19 protein-coding genes are annotated in these 18,656 nt (G+C 62.2%); 8 read left to right on the top strand and 11 right to left on the bottom strand.

Features of this window, described 5'->3' with window-relative positions:
* The first annotated feature begins 15 nt into the window (after positions 1 to 15).
* Positions 16 to 1,242, top strand: coding sequence for a bifunctional phosphopantothenoylcysteine decarboxylase/phosphopantothenate--cysteine ligase CoaBC (coaBC, locus tag AC3WTO_RS19145; RefSeq protein WP_492462446.1), 1,227 nt, complete (start codon positions 16 to 18; stop codon positions 1,240 to 1,242).
* Between the two features lie 20 nt (positions 1,243 to 1,262).
* Here the strand turns inward: coaBC and AC3WTO_RS19140 are convergent, their stop codons facing one another.
* Entirely contained in the window at positions 1,263 to 2,702 is a 1,440-nt protein-coding gene (locus AC3WTO_RS19140) for an MFS transporter (RefSeq protein WP_492462444.1), read from the bottom strand.
* Between the two features lie 255 nt (positions 2,703 to 2,957).
* On the opposite strand from AC3WTO_RS19140, the gene AC3WTO_RS19135 reads away from it, so the two are divergent.
* Positions 2,958 to 4,904 carry a DUF4139 domain-containing protein gene (locus tag AC3WTO_RS19135; protein WP_492462442.1) on the top strand — a complete coding sequence of 649 codons (1,947 nt, stop codon included), beginning with the start codon at positions 2,958 to 2,960 and terminating at the stop codon, positions 4,902 to 4,904.
* 65 nt (positions 4,905 to 4,969) lie between these two features.
* On the opposite strand, the gene AC3WTO_RS19130 is transcribed toward AC3WTO_RS19135, so the two are convergent.
* The 4 genes from AC3WTO_RS19130 to AC3WTO_RS19115 form a co-directional block, all read right to left on the bottom strand.
* On the bottom strand, positions 4,970 to 5,440 hold the full coding sequence (locus AC3WTO_RS19130; protein WP_492462440.1) for a DUF992 domain-containing protein: 471 nt from the start codon (positions 5,438 to 5,440) through the stop codon (positions 4,970 to 4,972).
* Between the two features lie 191 nt (positions 5,441 to 5,631).
* On the bottom strand, positions 5,632 to 6,477 hold the full coding sequence (locus tag AC3WTO_RS19125; protein WP_492462438.1) for a tetratricopeptide repeat protein: 846 nt from the start codon (positions 6,475 to 6,477) through the stop codon (positions 5,632 to 5,634).
* Positions 6,478 to 6,646: 169 nt separating this feature from the next.
* Positions 6,647 to 6,907: a 30S ribosomal protein S21 gene (gene rpsU, locus AC3WTO_RS19120; protein WP_129413398.1), complete on the bottom strand. Its 261-nt coding sequence runs from the start codon at positions 6,905 to 6,907 to the stop codon at positions 6,647 to 6,649.
* 255 nt (positions 6,908 to 7,162) lie between these two features.
* Entirely contained in the window at positions 7,163 to 7,921 is a 759-nt protein-coding gene (locus AC3WTO_RS19115) for an SDR family oxidoreductase (RefSeq protein ID WP_492462435.1), read from the bottom strand.
* A gap of 204 nt (positions 7,922 to 8,125) precedes the next feature.
* Between AC3WTO_RS19115 and AC3WTO_RS19110 the strand changes: the two genes are divergently transcribed.
* The 6 genes from AC3WTO_RS19110 to AC3WTO_RS19085 all read left to right on the top strand — a co-directional run bounded on the left by AC3WTO_RS19110 (position 8,126) and on the right by AC3WTO_RS19085 (position 14,010).
* Positions 8,126 to 9,379 carry a sarcosine oxidase subunit beta gene (locus tag AC3WTO_RS19110; protein WP_129413400.1) on the top strand — a complete coding sequence of 418 codons (1,254 nt, stop codon included), beginning with the start codon at positions 8,126 to 8,128 and terminating at the stop codon, positions 9,377 to 9,379.
* Complete coding sequence (locus AC3WTO_RS19105) at positions 9,379 to 9,801, top strand: hypothetical protein (protein WP_492462432.1); 423 nt, start codon at positions 9,379 to 9,381, stop codon at positions 9,799 to 9,801. The genes AC3WTO_RS19110 and AC3WTO_RS19105 overlap by 1 nt, the downstream gene beginning before the upstream one ends.
* A 10-nt stretch (positions 9,802 to 9,811) precedes the next feature.
* Positions 9,812 to 10,108 (top strand): sarcosine oxidase subunit delta, encoded by a 297-nt coding sequence (locus AC3WTO_RS19100; protein WP_144377865.1) that lies wholly within the window; start codon positions 9,812 to 9,814, stop codon positions 10,106 to 10,108.
* Complete coding sequence (locus AC3WTO_RS19095; protein ID WP_492462430.1) at positions 10,105 to 13,095, top strand: sarcosine oxidase subunit alpha; 2,991 nt, start codon at positions 10,105 to 10,107, stop codon at positions 13,093 to 13,095. The genes AC3WTO_RS19100 and AC3WTO_RS19095 overlap by 4 nt, the downstream gene beginning before the upstream one ends.
* A complete protein-coding gene (locus AC3WTO_RS19090) occupies positions 13,088 to 13,660 on the top strand; it encodes a sarcosine oxidase subunit gamma (RefSeq protein WP_492462428.1) in 573 nt (190 codons plus the stop codon). The genes AC3WTO_RS19095 and AC3WTO_RS19090 overlap by 8 nt, the downstream gene beginning before the upstream one ends.
* Positions 13,661 to 13,800: 140 nt before the next feature.
* A complete protein-coding gene (locus tag AC3WTO_RS19085) occupies positions 13,801 to 14,010 on the top strand; it encodes a hypothetical protein (protein ID WP_492462426.1) in 210 nt (69 codons plus the stop codon).
* Positions 14,011 to 14,118: 108 nt separating this feature from the next.
* Here AC3WTO_RS19085 and AC3WTO_RS19080 read toward each other — a convergent pair whose 3' ends face one another.
* From AC3WTO_RS19080 to AC3WTO_RS19055, 6 genes are all read right to left on the bottom strand, one after another.
* On the bottom strand, positions 14,119 to 14,334 hold the full coding sequence (locus AC3WTO_RS19080) for a DUF680 domain-containing protein (RefSeq protein WP_492462424.1): 216 nt from the start codon (positions 14,332 to 14,334) through the stop codon (positions 14,119 to 14,121).
* 327 nt (positions 14,335 to 14,661) lie between these two features.
* Positions 14,662 to 15,309: a TetR/AcrR family transcriptional regulator gene (locus AC3WTO_RS19075; protein ID WP_492462422.1), complete on the bottom strand. Its 648-nt coding sequence runs from the start codon at positions 15,307 to 15,309 to the stop codon at positions 14,662 to 14,664.
* 113 nt (positions 15,310 to 15,422) lie between these two features.
* The gene (locus AC3WTO_RS19070) at positions 15,423 to 16,199 is read right to left on the bottom strand and encodes an SDR family NAD(P)-dependent oxidoreductase (protein ID WP_492462420.1); all 777 of its coding nucleotides are present in this window, start codon (positions 16,197 to 16,199) and stop codon (positions 15,423 to 15,425) included.
* A gap of 2 nt (positions 16,200 to 16,201) precedes the next feature.
* A complete protein-coding gene (locus AC3WTO_RS19065; protein ID WP_492462418.1) occupies positions 16,202 to 17,236 on the bottom strand; it encodes a phosphotransferase family protein in 1,035 nt (344 codons plus the stop codon).
* The gene (locus AC3WTO_RS19060; protein WP_492462760.1) at positions 17,233 to 17,718 is read right to left on the bottom strand and encodes a MaoC family dehydratase; all 486 of its coding nucleotides are present in this window, start codon (positions 17,716 to 17,718) and stop codon (positions 17,233 to 17,235) included. The genes AC3WTO_RS19065 and AC3WTO_RS19060 overlap by 4 nt, the downstream gene beginning before the upstream one ends.
* Positions 17,719 to 17,738: 20 nt before the next feature.
* Entirely contained in the window at positions 17,739 to 18,554 is an 816-nt protein-coding gene (locus tag AC3WTO_RS19055) for an SDR family oxidoreductase (protein WP_492462416.1), read from the bottom strand.
* Positions 18,555 to 18,656: the final 102 nt, after the last annotated feature.

The following is an 18,656-nucleotide window of genomic DNA, read 5'->3' as shown; positions in this document are numbered from 1 at the left end:
CTGCTGGGGCGAAGCATGACCCTTTCCGGAAAACGCGTCCTTCTTGTCATTGGTGGCGGTATCGCGGCCTACAAGTCGCTCGATCTGATCCGCCGCCTGCGTGAACGTGGCGCTGCCGTACGGTGCGTCATGACCGCTGCCGCACAGGAATTCGTAACCCAGCTTTCCGTTGGCGCGCTTTCAGCTGACCATGTCTTCACCGACCTGTTCGATCGCCAGGATGAGCACGATGTCGGCCACATCAGGCTGTCACGCGAAGCCGACCTGATCGTCGTGGCGCCGGCCACAGCTGATCTGATGGCCAAGCTGGCCAACGGCCACGCCAACGATCTTGCCTCGACGGTGCTGCTCGCCACCGACAAGAAGGTGCTGATGGCGCCGGCCATGAACCCCAGAATGTGGGCGCATCAGGCAACGCGGCGCAACCATGCCACCCTCATCCAGGATGGCGTCGCCTTTGTCGGTCCTGCGAGGGGCGAGATGGCCGAAAGCGGCGAGGCTGGTGAAGGTCGCATGGCCGAGCCGCTTGAGATCGTCGCGGCGATCGAGACGCAGTTCGACAGCCAGCCGAAACCGCTGGCCGGCAGGAAGATCATCATCACGTCCGGCCCGACGCACGAGCCGATCGATCCTGTGCGCTACATCGCCAACCGTTCATCGGGGAAACAGGGTCACGCACTGGCCGGTGCTCTCGCAAAGCTTGGCGCAGACGTTCATCTGGTGTCCGGTCCGGTGACGATCGCCGATCCGGCCGGTGTGACAACGGTGCATGTGGAGACGGCGCGGCAGATGCAGGCAGCCGTCGAAGGTCTTCTGCCGGCAGATGTTGCGGTGTTCGTGGCGGCTGTCGCCGATTGGCGCACAGCGAATTCGGCTGATGAGAAGATCAAGAAAGTGGCGGGCGAAGGACCACCTGCGCTGCAGATGGTGGAAAACCCGGATATCCTGGCTGGTATCGGGCATCACGCCCAAAGACCCCGCCTGGTCGTCGGCTTTGCCGCCGAGACACAGGACATCCTGAAGAATGCCGAGGCCAAGTTGAGCAAGAAAGGCGCCGACTTTATCGTCGCCAATGACGTCTCGCATGACAGCGGCGTCGGTCCTGCCGGTGTGATGGGCGGTGATCGCAACCGCGTTCGTATCGTTTCGAAGAGCGGCGTCGAGGAATGGCCGGAGCTGACCAAGGCGGAGGTCGCCTCGCGTCTCGCCGAGCTCATCGCAAAGCGCCTGAAGACGGTCTGACCGGCCGTTTGGCTATGGGCTCAGGCCTGCTGCGGCAGGCCGGGTCGTCCTGGCACGGAGAAGAGCTTGTACGCCGCGATGGCGCCAAGCAGGCCGAGTGGTACGAAGGCCAGGAACAGCCAGATCCCGGCATTTGCCGCAGCTGCGCGGTTGAGACCCTCTGAAAAGCCGCTGGCGTTGGCAACGATCCCGGCACTCGCGGCACCCACGGCATAGCCGATGCGCTGCATGGTTGGCACCGCCGACGAGGCAATGGTCTGTTCGTTGGCTGGTGCGGACGCGACGATGATGCGCGTCACGAAAGGCCACGCGATGCCGAAGCCGCCGCCTTGCAGCAGTGCGCAAAACAGGATGAGCGGGATCGAGCCATGCGGAACCGTGTAGGCGAAGCCGGCAATGCCGGCTGCGATCATCAATGCGCCGCAGACGATGATCGTGCGTTCGCGCTCAGGCGGCGCGTTGGCGACGAGGATCGACAGGATCGACCAGGCGATCGACTCTGCGGCGATGATGTAGCCCGTGGTCAGCATCGAGATGCCGTGCAGATTGGTCAGGATCAACGGCCCGTAGACTGCAAAGGAGCAGGTGGCCACCGAGAACGCGGCGATCATCGTCATGCCGCTGCCGACCGGCGTGCGCCATGAAAACAGGTTTGCCGGAAAGAGCCTCGATTGCGGCTTCAGTGCATCGATGCGGAAGAACAGAGCCAGTCCTGCCAATCCCAGGCCGAGCAGCAGGCTGGAGCGCAGCAGTGCAACATCGACGCCGGCTGAGGCGATCAGGATCACGCTGACTGCCAGGCACATCAGCGGCAAGGCAGGGAAGGGCGGCAGCGTAGCGCCGCCGCTTCGCGTGCGCCGCGCTTCCGGTGTGTTCAACACAAACAGGCTGGCCAGCGCCATTGCCACGCCACCAATGACAAAAATGCCAAAGGCCCAGCGCCAGGAAAGCAATTCGGCCATCAATGCACCCAGCATCGGGCCGCTGAACGCTGCGACGCCCCATATCGCCGACATCAGGCCGAACAGCTGTGGCCAGATCGCGCGCGGAAACAGGCGCTCGACCGAAACAAACGCCAGCGAGACCAGAGCACCACCGCCGAGCCCTTCGATCAGACGGCCGGTGAGGAAAGCTTGCATCGATGGCGCCGTCGCACAGAGGAGCGCTCCGGTCGAATAGAGCAGGGCGGCGACCATGACATTGCTGCGCAGCGCGACATAGCTGACCATGCGGCCGGCCGCGGCACCCGCGACGATGGCGCCGAGCTCGTAGATCGCCAGCGACCAGCCGACCAGTTGCACACCGGACAGATCACCCACCATGGCTGGCATGATGGTCGCCACCATCGTCTCGTTGGTCGCGTGCAGCAGGATGCCCAGCGAAATGAAGCAGAAGCGCGCGAGGTCGCCACTGGCCCACAATGCACGCCAATCCACCCGGTTCGCCTTGTCTTGTGTCATGCGCTCTCGTCCCAAGCGCCAGCTTGCGGCTGGCACGGCATTTTTCCAAGTAATTACTTGTAAAACCATTAGTGTGGTTGAACGCAAGCATTATTTTGCAGTTCGCAAGCCAAGCGCTGAATGTGTCCTGCCCGTTGCCGGATATCCGCCCTTTCGTTCATCACATCGCCACGAATAGTCTGCAGCGTCGCCGAATCTGATGAAACGAGGTACCCGATGCGTCTTTTCACCCTCATTCTGCTCGGAGCGACTGCAATGACTGCCCCTGCTCACTCTGCCGACCTCGTGCTCAAACGGGCGATCCTCGGCACCGGGGGCGTGGGTTATTTCGAATATGAAGCGACGGTCACCGGTAAGGAAACGCTGACCCTGCGGTCACGACTTGACCAGATCGATGACATTCTCAAGAGCATGATCATCCTCGATCCCGCCGGCACCGGTTCGGCAACCTTGCCGGGCAAGGCGGGTGCCGACGAGGCCTTCAACGCACTGCCATTTTCGCGATCGGATCTGGACAGCATGGCATCTCTGATGGCGGCGCTGAAAGGCGCGGAAATCAAGGTCGCAGCGCCACGCAGCATTGCGGGCCGCATTGCCAGCATCCAGCCGGAGCAGGTCACAGACAAGGACGGCCGGACAATCACGCGGACGCGTGTGTGGGTATTTTCCGGCGCCTCGATGGATCAGTTTGTGCTCGAAGACGCGCAGGGTCTTGAGTTTGCCGATGCGCGACTGGGCCAGCAGGTTTCCGGTGCGTTGACCGCGTTGCGCAGCGCACAGGATCGTTCCGGGCGCGACATCTCCATTCATCTGGCGGACGGTGCGCAACGCACCGTCCGCATCGGCTATGTTGCCGAGGCGCCCGTCTGGAAAACCGCGTACCGCCTGACCCTGCCGAAAGCGGGTGAAGACAAGGCACAGCTACAAGGTTGGGTGGTGCTGGAGAACATGACTGGCGACGCCTGGAGGGATGTTGCGGTGACGCTGTCCTCGGCTGCCCCCGTCACGTTTCGCCAGGCGCTCTACGATCCTTATTATGTTTCGCGCCAGACTATTGCGCCGCCGGTGAGCCAGGCTGCCTTGCCGCGAACCGATCAGGGGCAGGTTGCGCTCGGTGGTGCCAACTATGCCGAGATGGCCGTGCCAGCGGCGCCGGAACAAAAGCGGATGGTGGCTCGCAGCGCGATGGCCGCTGTTCAGGATGAAATGGTTCAGCAAGCCGATGCCGCGCCTGCGTCAACCGAAGAAAACGCTGCCGGCGCCAGCTTCACGCTGTCGGTTCCGGTCAGCGTCGGATCTGGTGAAAGCCTGACCATACCGTTTGTCGACCAGAAAGTACCAGCGGAAGCCGTGGCCTGGTATCAGGGCGGCGGGCGCAATCCCTGGCAGGGCATGACCCTCAAGAATGATGGGACGACGTCACTGCCTGCCGGATCGGCCACCATCTACGAGGCGACTGACGCGGGTCCGCTGTTTTCGGGTGAAGCGCAGTTTCCGCTTCTGCCGGCGGGCGATTCCCGCCTTGTCGGTTTCGGAGCCGAACAAAAGATCCTTGTCGACCGCGAAAACCGGACGGCATCGGCCGTTACCAAGGTCAAATCGGTCAACGGAGCATTGCAGATCGAAAGCAAGCTGCGCGAAACGACGCTCTATCGGGTCAAGAACATCGCCGCCGAAACGCGGCGCATGGTGATCGAGCAGCCACGCGCGCAGGATTGGCGTCTGGTGCAGCCAAAGGCCGAGGAAGCGACGCTGGCCGGTTCTGCCTACCGGATGCGGTTTGAGGTCGAGCCCGGCAAGACCAGGGAATTTCCGGTGGTGATGGAACGGCCTGTCGTCGAGACGGTCGCCATACAAGAGCTGACCGCCGAGCGTATTCTCGCATTGATTGCCAGCACGGAGCTTGATGCCGAAAGCAAAGCACGACTTGCCGCGATCGCAGAAGCGGCCAAGACGAGCGACGAGGCCAGCCAGGTTTTGGCCAGCCGTCAGGAGCGTCGCGACGGGATCACTGCCGATCAGGAGCGGATTCGTGAGAACATCGGCGCTGCACCAGAAGGATCGGATCTCGCGCGCCTTTACGCACAGAAGATGCTGGATCAGGAACGAGCGCTTGAGCAACTGGACAAGGATATTGTCGATGCCCGGGCGAAGTATGAGGAAGCGCGCCGTGTGCTGGGCGATCGGGTGCGGGCGTTCTGAGGCCCGATATCCGGCCGATGCTCGGCCTGGCGGGGCGCAGGCCCCCCCCCAGGCCTGAATTCCGCTTACTTCAGGGAATGCTGCAGTTCCAGCGATGTCACCGCAGCCGCGACATTGAGGCCGGTCTGAGCCTGCACGGAGAGCGGCTGCAACGCATAGGAATTGTCGAAGCCGCCGACCAGCACGTTGAGACCGCCGCCGGTCACCACGCTCGCTTCGGCATTGACGCCGAAATACTTGCCGGCAAGAGCGCCGGAATCATAGCTGCTCGAGGCGGCGAGAACTGCCCAGGACAGCTGACCCTGGTGTGTCATGCCGAGGTCGACGCCGAACTTGGAGATAACGCCGGTGTAGAGTTCGGACTTGCGGCTGTTGTAGGGACGGTAGGTGCAGGTGACGCCCTTGTTGGAGGCGACGATATAGGACTGGCCGCCATCGATGACGCAGTCGAGAACGCCAAGCTCAACCTTGCCGGCGCTCGCCGGCGCGGCAAAAGTCGTCATGGCCAGGGCGGCTAAACAAGCAAGTTTCTTCATGGTGGCGATCCTTCTGTAGTTCATGCCGGACAACGGCTTAATGCCGAGAGCGTTCCCTCAAAACCGTGGCGCGATGGTGGCGCAATCGTGGTCGAGTTGTCGCGTGGTTAAGATGGGCGGCTTGCCGTGGCCGATCGGCCACGGTTCAAGCGCGTCTGTTCAGACGCACGCCGGCACAAATGGAATGCGGCTTAAGCCCCACCCACGCGGGACAGGCCGTCACGCGCCGGCTGATAGGTTGGCGCCAGCCGGGCGGCTTCCTTGTAGGATTTTATCGCCTTGGCCTTTTCGCCCTTGCGCTCGTAGATGAGCCCCTGATTGGTCCAGGCTTCGGCATTCTTGCCGTCAAGCTTGATGGCCATGTTGAAGTCGGCGAAAGCGTTGTCGTCCTGGTTGAGGGCGAGGTAGGACAGACCGCGGCCATTATAGGGCTCGGACGCTTCCGGCGACAACGAGATCGCAGTCGAGAAGTCTTCGATGGCGAAGGTGTGCTGCCCCTGGCTCTGATAGATCAGGCCGCGATTGTGGTAGGCGCGTGCGTCGGTGGTATCGAGCTGGATCGCCTTCTGGAAATCGTTGAAGGCGTCCTGTGTGCGGCCGGCCTTGCGATAGAGGTTGCCGCGGCCGATATAGGCGGCGTCATAGCTCGCATTGATCTGGATGGCGCGATTGTAGTCGGCCAATGCCTTTTGCTGGTCGCCGATGAAGCGGTAGATCAATGCACGGTTCGAATAGGCCTGGTAGAAATCCGGCTTCAACTGGATCGCGGTATCGAAATCCTTGAGTGCTGCCTGATACTGGCCGCCGCGGCCATAGGCCGAGCCACGTACATTGTATGCCTCGGGGTCGCGTGGGTTGCGGTCGACCACCGAAGAGAGCGACGAGATGTTCTGGCTTGATCCCTGGGCTTTGTCGATCGCGTTGAGTTCGCCCGTCGGCGTCGACTGGCAGCCGGCAAGTGCCAAGCCCGCCATCAAGGCGGCGCTCAAGACGAAACCATTCAAGGAGTTTTTGCGCTCCGTGGTCAAAACATGCATCGGCTGCCGTATCCTCAACATCGACGCCCGGCATCCCGGGCTGTCGCTCCGGCCCCTGTCCCCGCCGTCCTGCGTTATACAAATATCCGCGTGCGTCAAACAAAAAGGTGGCGGCGATTTACATCGCGCCACCTTGGTGATCCTTCGAAAAGGATGGATGCAGGCAGGATTAGCGCGGAGCGCGCGCTGCACCGGCACCGGTCGGAGCCGGACGCGGGGTCGAGGGCAGCAGGCCTTCGCGCTGGGCACGCTTGCGGGCCAGCTTGCGGGCGCGGCGCACGGCTTCGGCCTTCTCACGCGCACGCTTCTCGGACGGCTTCTCGTAGTGACCGCGCATCTTCATTTCACGGAAGATGCCTTCGCGCTGCATTTTCTTCTTGAGCGCGCGAAGCGCCTGATCAACGTTGTTGTCGCGGACGAGTACCTGCACGGGCGATCCTGTCTTTACAATTTGAAATCAATAGGCAAGCGGCAATAGCCACAAGCCTCCGCGGCGGCTTCCACCACGAATTCCGGCGGCTGATAGCAGAATCAGGACTGAATGTCCACAGTTGCTTGTCGGGCTTTCGCGGTTTTCGCCGCGTCGCGCCTTTCATTGCCGCCAATTCACCTAGAATGAAGCGCCCGGACGCGACCGTCAATTCAAACAGTCGCGATTGCGTCCGGGCGTTTCGTCGCTCCTTGATCAGGTGCGGTTGATGGAGACGCCACCATCGGCAAACAGGGCGGTGCCAGTGGTGAAGGAAGATGCGTCCGAGGCCAGATAAAGAGCAGAGCGGGCGATCTCTTCCGGTCGCGCGATGCGTTTCAAGGCGTGCAGGTTCTCGACGAAGGCGCGCTCATCGGCGGTCTTGAAGGTGGCAGCGGGGGTATCGGTGCCGCCGGGCAGCAACGCGTTCACGCGAATGCCCTCGCGACCATATTCCGCCGCAAGTACCTGGGTGAGGCCGACAAGGCCAGCCTTGGCGGCTGCATAGGCAGCCATGCCTGGCATTCCGGCGGTGACGCCGACGAAGCTGGATGTGAAGATCAGCGAGCCGTTGCCACGCGCCAGCAGCGCGGGGACCTGATGTTTGGCGGCCAGGAAGGCGCTGGTCAGATTGGTGTCGAGTACGTCCTCCCAGGTCTGGCGCGGCATTTCGGGCACCGGTCCCATCGGGCCGACGACACCGGCATTGTTGAAACCGATGTCCAGTCCGCCGAAGCGGCCCAGTGCCAGCTCCACCAGCGCCTTTGCGTAGGCCTCGTCGTTGACGTCTCCGGCAAGCGCTGCCGCCTCACCGCCGTCCTCGGTGATCTCGGCTACCAGGGTGTCGAGTTCGGCCTGGCGCCGCGCCGCTGCGATGACCTTGGCGCCTTCCGTGGCGAAGAGACGCGCTGTTGCGCGGCCGATGCCGGAGGAGGCTCCGGTGACGATTGCGACCTTGTTGGTCAATGCGAGCATGATCTGTTCCTTTCCGAGACTTGGATGGCGCTTGCTCGCAGATCGGCAAAAGACAAACCACCCGAAACCCGCTCGCGGATCGAGGAACGACGCGGCGCAAAACGGCAATTGCCGTCGCAAATGGTGCAAGGATGGCTGCAAGGTTTCGCTAGTGATACTTCTCGCGCGTCGGAACCCCGATTGCCATACGCGAGGCCAGGTAACGTGAAGAAATATTCAGTATTCGCCATCGCCCGCGAGGCCATGCGCGGCCACAAGGGCTGGGAAGAACAGTGGCCTTCGCCGGAACCGAAGAAAAGCTACGACGTCATCATCGTCGGTGCCGGCGGGCACGGGCTAGCGACGGCCTATTATCTCGCCAAGGAACACGGCATCACCAATGTCGGCGTGATCGAAAAGGGCTGGCTCGGCGGCGGCAATACCGGCCGCAACACCACCATTATCCGCTCCAACTATCTCTACGACGAAAGCGCTGGCATCTATGACCACGCAGTGAAGCTGTGGGACGGCCTTTCGCAGGATCTCAACTACAACGTCATGTACTCGGCGCGCGGCGTGATGATGCTGGCGCACAATGTGCACGACATCCAGGTGCTGAAGCGCCATGTCCATGCCAACCGTCTCAACGGCATCGACAATGAATGGCTGACGCCGGAAGAAGCCAAGGCTTATTGCCCGCCGCTCAACATCTCGCGCAATGCGCGCTATCCGGTGGTGGGCGCCGCGCTGCAGCGGCGCGGCGGCACCGCCCGCCATGACGCGGTTGCCTGGGGCTACGCCCGCGGTGCTGCGGCGCGCGGCGTCGACATCATCCAGAACTGCGAAGTCACCGGCATCCGGCGCGACGCCAGCGGCGCGGTGACCGGTGTCGAGACCTCGAAAGGCTTCATCGGCGCACGCAAGGTCGGCGTGGTGGCGGCCGGCCATTCCTCGGTGATCATGCAGATGGCCGATGTGCGCATGCCGCTGGAGAGCTATCCGCTGCAGGCGCTTGTGTCCGAACCGGTAAAGCCGGTGTTCCCCTGCGTGGTCATGTCCAACACCGTGCATGCCTACATCTCCCAGTCCGACAAGGGCGAACTGGTGATCGGCGCCGGCACCGACCAGTATGTTTCCTATTCGCAGACTGGTGGACTGCATATCCTCCAGCACACGCTGGACGCGATCTGCGAGATGTTCCCGATGTTCACGCGCATGAAGATGCTGCGCTCGTGGGGCGGTATCGTCGACGTGACGCCGGATCGTTCGCCGATCCTGGCCAAGACGCCGGTCAAGGGGCTCTATGTCAATTGCGGCTGGGGAACCGGCGGCTTCAAGGCGACGCCGGGTTCGGGCCATGTCTTTGCGCACACGATAGCGCGTGACGAACCGCATCCGATCAATGCGCCGTTCACCATCGAACGCTTCCGCAGCGGGCGCCTGATCGACGAGGCGGCAGCCGCTGCCGTGGCGCACTGATGCAGACGCTGGCGGCAACCATGGCTCTTGCTGCGCCCTTCATGCTGACCGGCGAGAAAGGGATGTTCCATCTGCCCGATGCAAGCGAAGTGCGCCTGCAGGATATAAGCCGCGCGGCACATGAAGGCGATTGGCCGTTCTCGGTCTCGTCCGGCTACCTGGGTTGCGTATGGAGCGCCGGCCGCAAGACCGTGTCGTTTGTAGAGAAGCCGTCTGCCAGCGATACCGCACCGGATCCGCGGATCGTCGTCGTTACCACCGACCCTTTCCAACTCACTTTGCTCAACATGGCCAACCGCGACCTTTTCGCGCCGGCGGACTCGGTGGAGACACTGATCAAACGTGTCGCGCCTTTCGAGACGCTCGGCGAGAAACTCTGCGACCAGCCGCAAGGCGCGCGCATCGGCGACGGCGAACTCTAGGATCAAGACAATGCTTCTCATCCGCTGCCCCTATTGCGAAGAAGAGCGTCCGGAACTCGAGTTCCGCAATGCCGGCGAGGCGCATATCGCGCGACCGACCGATATCGCCGCCATCAGCGACGACGATTTCGAAAAGTTCTTCTTCATCCGGGCGAATCCCAAGGGGATCATCTACGAGCGCTGGCGCCATGTGCATGGCTGCGCGCGCTTCTTCAACGCAGTGCGTGACACCGTCAGCGACAAGTTCGTGATGACCTACAAGGCCGGCGAACCGAAGCCTTCCAAATTGCCTGGAGTTTCCAAATGAGCGGGGCTTTTCGCATCGGCAATACCGGCCGGTTGACGCCGGCCAGGACTGCCCGCTTCACCTTCGATGGCAAGGCTTACACTGGTGTCGAGGGCGACACGCTGGCTTCGGCGCTGCTCGCCAACGGCGTGCATCTGGTCGGTCGCTCGTTCAAATACCACCGTCCGCGCGGTTTCCTGTCCGCCGGAGCGGAGGAACCGAACGCGCTGGTTGAAATTGCACGCGACAGTGCCCGCAAGACGCCCAATGTACGTGCCACCGTTCAGGAGCTTTATGACGGGTTGTCGGCCAAGTCGCAGAACCGCTGGCCATCGCTGTCCTTCGACGTCGGTGCCGTCAACGACGTGGCCTCGCCGTTCTTTTCAGCCGGCTTCTACTACAAGACCTTCATGTGGCCGAAGTCGGCCTGGAAGAACCTCTACGAGCCGAATATCCGCTCGGCGGCTGGCCTTGGTGTCGCCCCGGATCAGCCGGACCCCGACCACTATTCCGCGCGTTTCGCGCATTGCGACGTGCTGGTGCTCGGCGGTGGTGCGGCAGGTCTTGCTGCAGCCCTCGCGGCTGCCGAGACGGGTGTGCGCGTCATCATTGCCGACGAACAGGCTGAATTCGGCGGCGCGCTGCGCTTCGAAAGCGGCGCCCGCATCGAAGGCCAGGGTGGCTGGGCCTGGGCACAGAGCGTCGTCACCAAACTGAAAGCCATGGGCAATGTCCGGGTGCTGCCGCGAACCACGGCCTTCGGCTACTACGCGCAGAATTTCATCGGGTTGGTGGAGCGCGTCAGCGAGCATCTGGCCGACCCCGGCCACGACATACCGCGTGAGCGGCTGTGGCAGGTGCGCGCCAAGCGGGTGGTGCTCGCCACCGGCGCGATCGAGAGACACATGGTGTTCGCCGATAATGATCGGCCAGGTGTGATGCTGGCTTCGGCTGCGCGGACCTATCTCAATCATTATGGCGTCGCGGTCGGCCGCAATGTCGGTGTCTATACGGCCAATGATTCTGCCTATGGGGCGGCGATCGATCTGAAAAAGGCCGGCGTCAATGTCGCGGCCATCGTCGATCTGCGCGACAATCCCTCCGGTGCATTGATCGACCAGGCCCGCGCCGCCGGTATCGAGATCCATGACGGCCGTGCGGTCACGCGCGTCGGCGGCAAGCTGCGCGTCTCGTCCATGACCGTGCAGCCGAAGAACGGCGGCGGTGAACGCACGATTGCCATCGACGCGCTGCTGATGTCGGCCGGCTGGACGCCGTCGGTGCATCTGTTCTCGCAGTCGCGCGGCAAGGTCGCCTTCAATGAGGACAAGCGGTTTGTGCCCGGCACCTATGCGCAGGATTGCGCGTCGGTTGGTGCCTGCAACGGCACAGACGGCCTGGCTGCTTCGATCGATGAAGCCTATGCCGCCGGCGCCAAGGCGGCGAAAGAGGCCGGCGGCAAAGCCGCTAAGGCCAGCAAACCGAAGGTCGACGCAGACGAGATCTGGTCGCGTGGTATGCTGGGTTCCGCACCCGGTGCGGGTCCGGACACGACGGTGAAGGCCTTTGTCGATTTCCAGAACGACGTCACCGCCAAGGACATCCGCCAGGCGGTCCGCGAAGGCATGCGTTCAATCGAACATGTCAAGCGCTTCACCACCAACGGCATGGCGACGGACCAGGGCAAGACCTCTAACATGCACGGGCTGGCGATCGCCGCTGACATGCTGGGCAAAGCCATCCCTGAAGTGGGCCTCACGACGTTCCGCGCGCCTTATACGCCGGTCACCTTCGGCGCCATCATTTCGCACGCACGCGGGCCGCTGTTCGATCCGACGCGGCGCACGCCGATGCATGGCTGGGCGGAAAAGCATGGTGCCGTGTTCGAGGATGTCGGGCAGTGGAAGCGCGCCTGGTACTTCCCGCGCGCCGGAGAGGACATGCATGCTGCCGTCAACCGCGAATGCGTCGCGGTGCGCAAGGCGGCCGGTCTTTTCGATGCCTCGACGCTCGGCAAGATCGAAGTGGTTGGCCCAGACGCTGCCAGGTTCATGGAACTGCTTTACACCAACCCCTGGGAAAAGCTCGAGGTTGGCCGTTGCCGCTATGGCATCATGCTGCGCGAAGATGGCTTCATCTATGACGACGGCGTCGTCGGTCGTCTTGCCGCCGACCGCTTCCACGTGACGACGACGACCGGTGGTGCCGCCCGCGTCATGAACCATATGGAAGATTATCTGCAGACCGAATTCCCGCATCTCAACGTGTGGCTGACGTCGATCTCGGAACAATGGGCGGTGATTGCGGTGCAGGGGCCGAAGTCCCGCGACATCATCGCGCCGCTGGTCGAAGGCATCGACATGTCCGACGAGGCGATGCCGCACATGTCGGTGCGCGAAGGCAAGATCTGCGGCGTGCCGACCCGGCTGTTCCGCATGTCGTTCACCGGCGATCGCGGTTTCGAGGTCAACGTGCCGGCCGACTATGGCCAGGCGGTCTGGGAAGCGCTGTGGGCCGAAGGGCAGAAGCATGGCGCCGCGGCCTACGGCACCGAGGCCATGCACGTGTTGCGTGCCGAGAAGGGCTACATCATCGTCGGCCAAGATACGGACGGCACCGTCACGCCGAACGACGCCGGTCTCGATTGGGCGGTCGGCAAGAAGAAGACCGATTTCGTCGGCATTCGCGGCCTGACGCGACCGGATCTCGTCGCCAAGGGCCGCAAGCAGCTCGTCGGCCTCAGGACCAAAGACCCGAAGGTTGTTCTGGAAGAGGGTGCGCAAGTCGTAGACAACCCGCACCAGCCGATCCCGATGAAGATGATCGGCCACGTCACTTCGAGCTACTGGTCCGAGAATTGCGGACGCTCGATTGCGCTGGGGCTGGTTGCCGGCGGACAGGACCGCATGGGTGAAACGCTCTATGTACCGATGCCGGACAGGGTGATTGAAGTGGAAGTCACGGGCATGGTGTTCTTCGACGAAAAGGGAGAGCGCCTCAATGGCTAAAGCTGCTCAGAATACCGGCGTTGTCCAGGCGGAACGGCGTCCCGCACTGGCGGGGCGCAATGCCTCGGCCGCCCATGTCACGCTGACAGCATTCGAGCCGGCCGAACGTGTTTCGCTGCGTGCTCCGGAGGCTTCGCTTGCCGCCTTGTCCAAGGCTCTCGGCCTGGCGCTACCGAAAAAGCCGAAGACCTCCACCACGAAAGACGGCCGCGTTGCGCTTTGGCTCGGCCCTGACGAGTGGCTGATCATCGATGACGCCGGCGGCGACCCGCTGGCCGACTGCGCCAAGGTCAAGCAACTGCATTCGGCTGTCGGCGTCTCGCACAGGAATGTGGCGATCGGCGTGACCGGCGCGGGTGCGGAAGCAACGCTCAGTGCCGGCTGTCCGCAGGATCTCTCCCTGGCGGTCTTTCCCGTCGGCGCCTGCTCGCGCACCATCTTCGGCAAGGTCGAGATCGTACTTCACCGCACGGCTGAAGACGCTTTCCGCGTCGAATGCTGGCGTTCGTTCTCGGATTATGTCTTTACTTTTCTTTCCGAGGCGGCACGCGACGCGGCTGCATAGAACGGCGTCTCCGTTGGACGCGCTCCAGTGCTTTCGGCCTGTGCATCGTGTTGTTGGAAATTGCCTCTGATCTGGGCGGCGAGCGAGGAACCAAAGACGGATCGCGCCGTTCTGTCCGGACAGGATAGAGGGAGTTATCCATGGCCAATTCGTCGAAGCCCGCAGGCATTTCCAAATCAAAGAAGACGGCTGCTGTCCGCTCGTTCGAACATGAGCGCAACAGCGGGCAGGATGCCGAGAAAGAACTGGAAGAAGGGCTGGAGGATACGTTCCCGGCCAGCGATCCAGTTGCAATAACGAGCACATCCATTTCAGGAGCGCCGGCGAAACCGGGCAAGGCAAAGCGATAGGCTGTCCGGTTCGGCAAACCCGATCGTTTATCTGTAATTGCAAGAAAAGGGGCGGCTGGATAACCAGCCGCCCCTTTGCCGTTCAACCTGCAAGGGAGGGGGAGAGCCTTACCGGATGGTCGGCATGGTCCAAGGGCTGCCTTCAACGCCGAGGCGCGGGCCGCTGGTGGTCTTGCCCTGCTCGATTGAGCCGGTCGCGGAATAGTCAACGTTACCGGCGGTCTGGGTATGAGTGGCGGGGGCATGGGTCTTCGCGGTTTCGCCAGCGAAAGCGGCGCCCGAAAGGGCAACCAGGGTGGCGAGGGCAAGAGCTGTCGTTTTCATCGACTTTCTCCGGTTCAAGATATGAATTCTATTTTCCGTACATGTACGTTACAGCGCACATGTATGCCGCTCGTAGGGAAAGTTCAAGAGAAAATTGTACGTGTACGAGAAATTTTTCAAAGCACGGGCAAGACGCTCACCCGGGCTCGGCGTGCGTACCGGAACCAAGCCGTTGAAAAGACAAGCCTAAAGCGCTGGAATTTGAACCGGTGGCGCGGTTTGTCGCAGGGCGGGATGCTTCACTGACGCGCGGTCGAGCCGAGAATGCCTGCGACGAGCGCTGGCGGCATTCGACCCGCGCAGGTACGCAATTGTAGCGTTATCGCTTCAGCATTTCCTCGCAGGCTGCTCGCCGAGCGGAGGAATGTCCTGCCCCTGGAGGGCTGCCAGCCCGAATTCGCACATTCGGTTCACGAAGGCCTGCTGGTCGCCGAAATGATAGAAAGGGAAGGTAATCAGCAGCGAAATCGTGCCGTGGCCGGTCGCCCACAACATGGTGGCGATGGCGTGGGGATCGCCTTTCAGTTTGCCGGCAGCCACGCATGCCTCGACACGGCGGATGAGCAATTGCATCGCCGGGTTCTCTTCGTCGATCTTCTCGAACGAGCGGCCTTCGGGCAGCTTTGTCTTTTCGGTCATGAACACGGTGCGGTATTCGTTCGGATTGCCCAGGCCGAAAGCCGCATATTCGGTCATGACGGCGCGCAGCGCGTCGATCGGATCGTCGGGCGCGTTCTGTTCGATCCGCCTGGCCAGTATGCGGAAAGCATCCTCGGCCAGCGCAAACAGGATGTCCTGTTTGTCGGCGAAATAGGAATAGACCGACATTGGCGCATAGCCGACCATCTTGGCCAGCTTTCGGATGGTCAAACCCTCGTAGCCTTCCTCCTGTACCAGCTTGTGAGCCGCGGCCACGAGTTCCGATCGCAATGCCGCCTTCTGTTGTTCACGGCGTGTTTGCGCATTCTGGGGCAATCTTGTTGCCTTTCTTTTTTTGTTTTGCTCCCATTCCCCTCACGACCGACAGTATATACCCAGTACAGTCATCCGCAAGATATCGTTAGGGAAATTGCCTTCCAGGACCTTACTCAAATGGCTCCAATTCCACCGTCGACCGCAAGCGAGTGGCCGGTCATGAAGGTGTTTTTTGGGTCAGCGGCGAAAAGCATCGCCTCGACGATCTCCGGGACTTCACCGACACGTTTCATCGGCACGCCTCGCGTCAGTTCCGACAAGGCCAGCGTTTCCGGTGCGCCCGACAATTTCACGAAGTCATCGACCATTTTTGTGCGCGTATGCGCGGGACATATCGCATTCACCCTGATGCCCTTGGTGGCATATTCGGCGGCCGCCGATTTGGTGAGGCCGACGACACCATGTTTTGCCGCGGCATAGACGGAAAGCTTCGGTGCGCCGACCAGCCCGGCCACGGAAGCGATGTTGACGATCGCGCCGCCTTTGCCCTCTGCTTTGAACTGTCGTTCCATCTGCGGGATCTGGTGTTTCATGGCATAGAAAACGCCGAGCAGGTCGATTTCGAGGACACGGCGGGCCTCATCCGAAGCAACCTGGGGCAGGCGCACGAAGCTCTGAGCAATGCCGGCATTGTTGACGGCGACATCGAGTCGGCCGAACCGCTCGACGGCAAGCTTCACGAGGGATTCCGACAACGCTTCGTCGGCTATGTTGCCGGCCAAGGTTACCGTTTCGGCGTCAAGTGTCGCAGCAAAGTGCTGCAGCGCATCGCCACTTATGTCGGAGAGAACCAGCCGCGCGCCTTCGGCAGCGAAGCCTTTGGCGGCACCTTGGCCGAGGCCACCGGTGGCGCCCGTGATGAGCACAGTCGCTCCGTCGAAACGGCCCATGGTCATTTCCCTTTTTCGAGCAATTGCACGGCAAGGTGAGCGAGCAGCCTGACCGCGTCGGCGTAGACCTTTGCCTTGGCGGGATTGGAAGCGTTGCCGTCCAAGGCGCGCTTGTAGACGCCCTGACAGATCGCAGCGAGACGAAAGAAGGAAAAGGCCAGCAGGAAGGTCCAGTTGTCGATGCCGGCCAGGCCGCGGCGACGGCAATAAGAAGCGACATAGTCTTCTTCCGATGGCAAGCCGACCGCCGCGCGGTCAATGCCGCCCAGTCCCTTGAAGCCGGATTGGTGGGGCAGGCGCCATTGCATGCACTGATAAGCGATGTCGGCGAACGGATGGCCGAGCGTCGACAATTCCCAGTCGAGCACTGCAATGATGTCGGGACGCGCCTGCGCAAACATCATGTTGTCCAGCCGGTAGTCGCCGTGCACCAAGGCCAGGAGGCCGTCATCGGCAGGCTTGTTTGCCTCCAGCCAGCTGATCAGCGTCTCCATCTCGGCGTTCCGCTCGGTTTCGGAGGTGCGGTATTGACTTGCCCATCGTCCGAGCTGGCGTTCGAAATAATTGCCGGGCTTGCCATAGTCGGTGAGGCCGACGGCACCGATGTCGACATTGTGAAGCGTCGCCAGCGTAGCGTTCATCGCGTCATAGACCGCCGCTCGCTCCTGCCCACCGGATGCCTCGGGCAGAGCCGGATCCCAGAAGATCCGGCCCTCGACAAAGGCCATGACGTAGAACATGCGCCCGATCGGCGAATCCTCGTCGGACAGATGCAGCATGCGCGGCACCGGCACATCGGTTTCGGCCAATGCCTGCATGACGCGGAACTCGCGGTCGACCTGGTGCGCCGATTTCAGCAACTGCCCCGGCGGCTTGGCGCGCAGCACATACCGACCGCTTGCCGCGGTCAGCAGATAGGTCGGATTGGACTGGCCTGATTTGAACTTCTCGATCGACCGTAGCTTTGAGAAGCCGTGGATTTTCTGCTCCAGATAAGGAGCAAGCAGTGCGGGATCGAGCGTGTTCGGATCGGTCATGCGTCCTGCGCTTCGGGTTCCACGAAGGTCAGCGTCAGCCAGCGCGCGGTGAGCGCGGGTTTCAGCGAGCCTTCGATCTCGATGGTCACGTCATGGGCGGTCTGCACCCAGCCGGACGGCCGTGCCTTGACATCAGCCAGCACGAAACGGGTGCGAATGCGGGCGCCGGTCTTGACGGGGGCCAGGAAGCGCACTTCGTCGAAGCCGTGATTGACACCCATCTTGCCCTTCGCAAGCGGCGGCAGGGTTTCGAACGTCATGGCCGAAAGCAGCGACAGGGTGAGGAACCCATGCGCGATGGTGCCGCCGAAGGGCGCCTCGGTCGCGGCGCGTTCCGGATCGCAATGAATGAACTGATGATCGTCGGTGGCGTCGGCGAACTGGTCGATCATCGTTTGTGTGACAACCCGCCAGGGCGAGAGGCCGACTTCCTTGCCGACATTGGCGAGCAATATTTCGAGACTGATGGGTTGCACGGATATCTCCTGGCGCCGTCGCGGCTCTATTCCTTGAACAGGGTCAGGCCGTGCTGCACCGATTGTCCGCCATCGATCGGCAGGATCGCGCCGGTGACATAGCTGCCAGCCCGGCTGCACAAATAGAGTGTGGCGCCGCCAATGTCATCCGGCTGTCCGATGCGGCCGATGGGAACATGGCCGCCAACGTGTTTCGCCTGCTCATCGCTGCCGGTGGCGAAGGCCGTCATGCGGCTCTGGAAGGGACCAGGGGCAAAGGCGTTGACGGTGATGCGCCGGGCGGCAAGCTCTATCGCGAGCGTGCGGGTCAGGTGATGAACAGCCCCCTTGGAAGCCGTATAGGAATAGGCGTCGTCCGCCAGCGGCTGCGTGCCCATCACCGAACCCAGATTGATGACGCGTGCGGGGTCGGCATCGGTTGCCGCTTCTTCCAGCAACGGCAGCAGTTCGCGGGTCAGATGGAAGACGGCGGTGACGTTGACGCCGAACACCTTGGCCCAGGCCTGGTAAGGGAAGCTTTCCAGCGGTGCGCCCCAGGAAATACCGGCATTGTTGACCAGTATATGCAGCCGGTCGGTGCGGGCCTTCACGGCTTCGACCAACGCGGCGATACCGGCTTCGGAAGAGACATCGCCGGCGAAGCCTTCGGCACGGCCGGAACTGCCGAGCGCATTCAATTCGTCCGCGACCTTGACGCAGTCCTCGCCCTTGCGCGAGGCGATCATGACCGTCGCGCCGCCAAGCACCAGCGCAGTCGCGGCCATGCGGCCGATGCCGGTCGCGGCTCCCGTCACCAGCGCCGTCTTGCCTGCCACCGAGAACAGTTCGTCGAGATAGCTCATCGGTCCTCCTGCAGCGTTCCGGTCGGGATCAAACTTAACCGCCCTCGGATTGACAACATACCGAGTAGTATGTTGAACTTCGATCCTTGTAAAGCCGGCAAA

Source organism: Mesorhizobium sp. EU05-FHT14A09 (genome assembly GCF_058790995.1).
The sequence above is the reverse complement of the archived record's forward strand: the minus strand, read 5'-3'. Positions and strand labels throughout refer to the sequence as shown.

Bases quoted from the DNA above. Each gene is read 5' to 3' on its own strand.
- coaBC (WP_492462446.1), top strand. From the start codon at position 16: ATGACCCTTTCCGGAAAACGCGTCCTTCTTGTCATTGGTGGCGGTATC.
- AC3WTO_RS19140 (WP_492462444.1), bottom strand. From the start codon at position 2,702: ATGACACAAGACAAGGCGAACCGGGTGGATTGGCGTGCATTGTGGGCC.
- AC3WTO_RS19135 (WP_492462442.1), top strand. From the start codon at position 2,958: ATGACTGCCCCTGCTCACTCTGCCGACCTCGTGCTCAAACGGGCGATC.
- AC3WTO_RS19130 (WP_492462440.1), bottom strand. From the start codon at position 5,440: ATGAAGAAACTTGCTTGTTTAGCCGCCCTGGCCATGACGACTTTTGCC.
- AC3WTO_RS19125 (WP_492462438.1), bottom strand. From the start codon at position 6,477: ATGCATGTTTTGACCACGGAGCGCAAAAACTCCTTGAATGGTTTCGTC.
- AC3WTO_RS19115 (WP_492462435.1), bottom strand. From the start codon at position 7,921: ATGCTCGCATTGACCAACAAGGTCGCAATCGTCACCGGAGCCTCCTCC.
- AC3WTO_RS19105 (WP_492462432.1), top strand. From the start codon at position 9,379: ATGCAGACGCTGGCGGCAACCATGGCTCTTGCTGCGCCCTTCATGCTG.
- AC3WTO_RS19100 (WP_144377865.1), top strand. From the start codon at position 9,812: ATGCTTCTCATCCGCTGCCCCTATTGCGAAGAAGAGCGTCCGGAACTC.
- AC3WTO_RS19095 (WP_492462430.1), top strand. From the start codon at position 10,105: ATGAGCGGGGCTTTTCGCATCGGCAATACCGGCCGGTTGACGCCGGCC.
- AC3WTO_RS19090 (WP_492462428.1), top strand. From the start codon at position 13,088: ATGGCTAAAGCTGCTCAGAATACCGGCGTTGTCCAGGCGGAACGGCGT.
- AC3WTO_RS19085 (WP_492462426.1), top strand. From the start codon at position 13,801: ATGGCCAATTCGTCGAAGCCCGCAGGCATTTCCAAATCAAAGAAGACG.
- AC3WTO_RS19080 (WP_492462424.1), bottom strand. From the start codon at position 14,334: ATGAAAACGACAGCTCTTGCCCTCGCCACCCTGGTTGCCCTTTCGGGC.
- AC3WTO_RS19070 (WP_492462420.1), bottom strand. From the start codon at position 16,199: ATGGGCCGTTTCGACGGAGCGACTGTGCTCATCACGGGCGCCACCGGT.
- AC3WTO_RS19065 (WP_492462418.1), bottom strand. From the start codon at position 17,236: ATGACCGATCCGAACACGCTCGATCCCGCACTGCTTGCTCCTTATCTG.
- AC3WTO_RS19055 (WP_492462416.1), bottom strand. From the start codon at position 18,554: ATGAGCTATCTCGACGAACTGTTCTCGGTGGCAGGCAAGACGGCGCTG.